The organism is Mycobacterium sp. (genome assembly GCF_052144515.1).
Taxonomy (GTDB): Bacteria; Actinomycetota; Actinomycetes; order Mycobacteriales; family Mycobacteriaceae; genus Mycobacterium.
This window is the reverse complement of sequence record NZ_JBKQQD010000282.1, coordinates 1-3257: the sequence shown is the minus strand read 5'-3', so window position 1 is coordinate 3257 and position 3257 is coordinate 1. Positions and strand designations below refer to the sequence as shown.

General features: G+C 60.5%; 4 protein-coding genes. 1 reads left to right on the top strand and 3 read right to left on the bottom strand.

Annotated elements, in window-relative coordinates; all coding sequences use genetic code 11:
• The coding region (locus tag ACLP9N_RS18505; RefSeq protein WP_442408785.1) for a hypothetical protein at nt 1-250 on the top strand (250 nt) is incomplete at its 5' end.
• Between the two features lie 89 nt (nt 251-339).
• Here ACLP9N_RS18505 and istB read toward each other — a convergent pair.
• The 3 genes from istB to ACLP9N_RS18490 all read right to left on the bottom strand — a co-directional run bounded on the left by istB (nt 340) and on the right by ACLP9N_RS18490 (nt 2883).
• The gene (gene istB, locus ACLP9N_RS18500) at nt 340-1107 is read right to left on the bottom strand and encodes an IS21-like element helper ATPase IstB (RefSeq protein WP_442408784.1); all 768 of its coding nucleotides are present in this window, start codon (nt 1105-1107) and stop codon (nt 340-342) included.
• Between the two features lie 80 nt (nt 1108-1187).
• A complete protein-coding gene (locus ACLP9N_RS18495) occupies nt 1188-2207 on the bottom strand; it encodes a Mu transposase domain-containing protein (protein WP_442408783.1) in 1020 nt (339 codons plus the stop codon).
• Nucleotides 2107-2883 carry a hypothetical protein gene (locus tag ACLP9N_RS18490; RefSeq protein ID WP_442408782.1) on the bottom strand — a complete coding sequence of 259 codons (777 nt, stop codon included), beginning with the start codon at nt 2881-2883 and terminating at the stop codon, nt 2107-2109. Before ACLP9N_RS18490 ends, ACLP9N_RS18495 begins: the two co-directional genes overlap by 101 nt.
• Nucleotides 2884-3257: the final 374 nt, after the last annotated feature.

Sequence of the window (3257 nt, the reverse complement as noted above, 5' to 3'; positions counted from 1 at the left end):
CCACATGTCGATTCCCCACATCCAATCCGAGCTCCAGGACGACTACGCGATCAAGCTCTCGGACGATGCCATCGCCAAGTACATTCAGCGTTACCAGGTGATGCTCGCCGCGCGTCAGCAAGATCCCGAAGCCCTACGTCGCCAATACGAATCAGTCGATGAGATTGTCCTTTCGATCGATGGGCTACAACCCGAGAAGGGGCATGAGACCCTTTACGTCGTGAGGGAACTCACCCAGAAGTGGAACTGATCGCGTAAGCGGGACCCACCCTGATCGCGTAAGCGGGACCCACCCGAGTCTTTAAGATGGCCGCTCTGGGCAAGAACGGCAAAGCTTCCTCACTCAGCTTTTCGGCCCTTCTTGGATTTCATCGACTCGCGGAAGCGGTAGCTCTCGCCATTCATCTCGAAAATCTGGCAGTGGTGGGTCAGACGGTCCAAGAGTGCCCCAGTCATCCGCTCTCCTTGGAAGATCTGGTTCCACTCACTGAACGGCAGGTTACTGGTGATGAGCACACTGGCTCGCTCATAACGGTCGCCGAAGACCCGAAACAAGAGCTCGACGCCACCGCGGCTCAAGGAAACGTAGCCCAGCTCGTCGCAGATCAGCAGGTGGGCTCGCTCCAGTTGGCCCAGGAACCGGTCCAGGGTGTACTGTTTCTGCGCCTTCTCCAGTTGGCTAACCAACTCGGCGGCTGTGAAGAACCGCACCCGCAGACCGGCCCGACACGCCGCTTGTCCCAAGGCCACCGCGATGTGCGTTTTCCCTGTTCCATGGCTGCCAACAAGGCAACAGTTGTGTTTCCGTTCAATCCACTCGCAGCGTGACAGCTCCAGAATCCTCGGCTTCGAGAGCTGTGGCATCACGCTGAAGTCGTAGGTGTCGAGGTCCTTCAGCACGGGGAACTCGGCGTTCTTGATCCGACTGGCGATCGCGTTGGCGCTGCGAGTTGCCAGCTCGGTCTCGGTGAGTCGGAACAAGAACTGGATGAAGGTCTGGTTGGTTGCGGTGGCGTCTCGTGCCAGCTTCTCGAACTCTCGCCCCATCGTCGGCAGCCGCAACTGCCGCAGATGGTTCTTCAGCAAATCGATCGTGGGATCGGCCATCGGCGGATTCCTTTCCAACAAGTTCAGGAGGACAGTCCGGGCTCACCATTAGAGCCCGATCGCAACCATGTCGCCTGTGGTCAGGCGAAGAACACGGTGGTTCGGCCCGCGGCGGACAAATCCTGACATTGAATGTTCAATGCTTTATTACTGGAATTGTCTCGGCTCCGGGAATTGCCCAAGAACTGGTCGCAGGTGATTTGATTCGCAGGAGATCTTTCGCAACATTGAATGTTCAATGAGTCATTAGTGGAATCGTCCTGATTCAGGGAATCACCCAGGAGCCGGTCAAAGCGGCTCAGATCAGGAAGCGGCACGGCAACGCCGGCCGCGGTGGACGGTCCGGGGATGGATCCTGAGCGGTCGCGCGACGATGCCTCGATCACGGCCAACGAGTGCGTCCGTTGAATCACGGCTTCAGCGCTGGTGAGACGATCAAGCCGGCAGGCTTCAACGGCCCCGCGAACTCGAGCCAGGGGGTGCTCACCCAAGAGTTGCAGGACCCGCACGAACCGCCGGTCACCGGCCAGGCTGCCATGCAGTGCTTGCAGTTCGGCACGGAATACCGCGAAGCAGGCAGGAAGCTCCCAGTCCCGGTACACCGGTGCGTGGTCCAGCGCGCCTGGCTTGCGGCTCAGCGTCGCGAGGTAGTGCAACGGGTCGAGCACCATCGTGTCGTGCTGCAGGCACCGCGTGTGGGTCGCGACGACCTGGCCTTGCACCACAATCACGACCCGGTTGACATAGCCCTTAACGGTCACCATTTGAAATGCGAACTGTCGCGGGACGCTGTACCGGTTGCGATCGAAGGCCACGGTCTGATACTTGTCCACCGGAACTGCGGGGCGGATGACGCAGGCATCGAACCGATGTGCGGGAAGCGGTGCGGCGAGGGCTTGTTCCTCGGCGAACCGTGTGCCGATCGCAAAGGGGCCGAAGAGCGACTGGACGGTTCGCTCCCGCTCGGTTTCGCACCGCTGACGAAAATACCTGTTCAACTCATCGAGGTCCGTCACTTTGGGGACCGGGGTGGCGAAGCGGCGTTGCACGGCCTTGACGGTGCTCTCGGCGTCGGGTTTCTCGTTGCCCCGAGCCGGCATGCAGAAGCGGGGATCGAAGGCGTAATGACTGGCCAAGGCGGCGTAGCGGGGATGGAGCTGGCGTTGGCGTCCCAGCAGGATCAACGTTGCGACGGTCTTGGGGTTGTCCCACCAGACTTCTTTGGGGGGCGCAGCCGAAGAAGTCGAAAGCTGCGGCCATGCCTTCGAGGATCGCCTCGGTGCGCTCAAACGGCAGGGCCAAAACGAAGGGGTAATTCGAGTAGGCCCAGGTGGCGACGAGAAAGGGGATTTGCCGCCGGCCCTCGGGGAAATCGACGTAGATGTGACCGAAATCAGCCTCGAGCCGTTGGCCGGGAAGATGCCCCAAAGGAATGAACGTTTCGCGCTCTCGACGGCGATGCTTGAGCACATAACGTTGCACCTGGGCGTAGCCGCCGCGGTAGCCGTGCTCATCGCGGAGGCGACGATACACCTGCGCCGCGGTATGCCGCTGCTTGGGCGGGGCGGTTTCATCATCGATCAGGATTTGGTCGATGACCGCCGCGACGGGACCCAGGAGCGGAGCCGTGCGGGCTCTGGTCCTGGGGGACAGTGGAGGTTCAGCATGGTTGAGGGCATGCCGAATGGTTTTTCTCGAGTGATTGAATTGTCGGGCGATCTGCCGGATGGACATGCCATCGCGCCGAGCTCGCCGAATCGCGCCGTAGTCATCCACCGTAAGCACTTCCTTTGCCTCCGTGCGAGTGAGCCGATCCCTGTGGGAACGTTCACAATACACGGATGTGCTAGGGTGGGTCCCTCTTACGCGCTCATTTTGCCCCCAGGTGGGTCCCTCTTACGCGCTCACTTCCAATCTTTCACCTCTTGGCCGACCGCATGACCATGGAAGATTGGTTTCCGTTGGGGTGTGACGGCTCGCGGATGGAATGTCCGCGCACCGCGGAGTTGGAACAGAGCTTCCGTGGGGACTTACTCAAGAGGGGGGCTTTCCGGGGGGTAGCCTGTGGACAATTCCCCTCGAAACGTGTTCAATCGTTGGCGAGTTAATCCCGATTGGCATCGATGGAGGGAGCCCCATGTCCACAATCA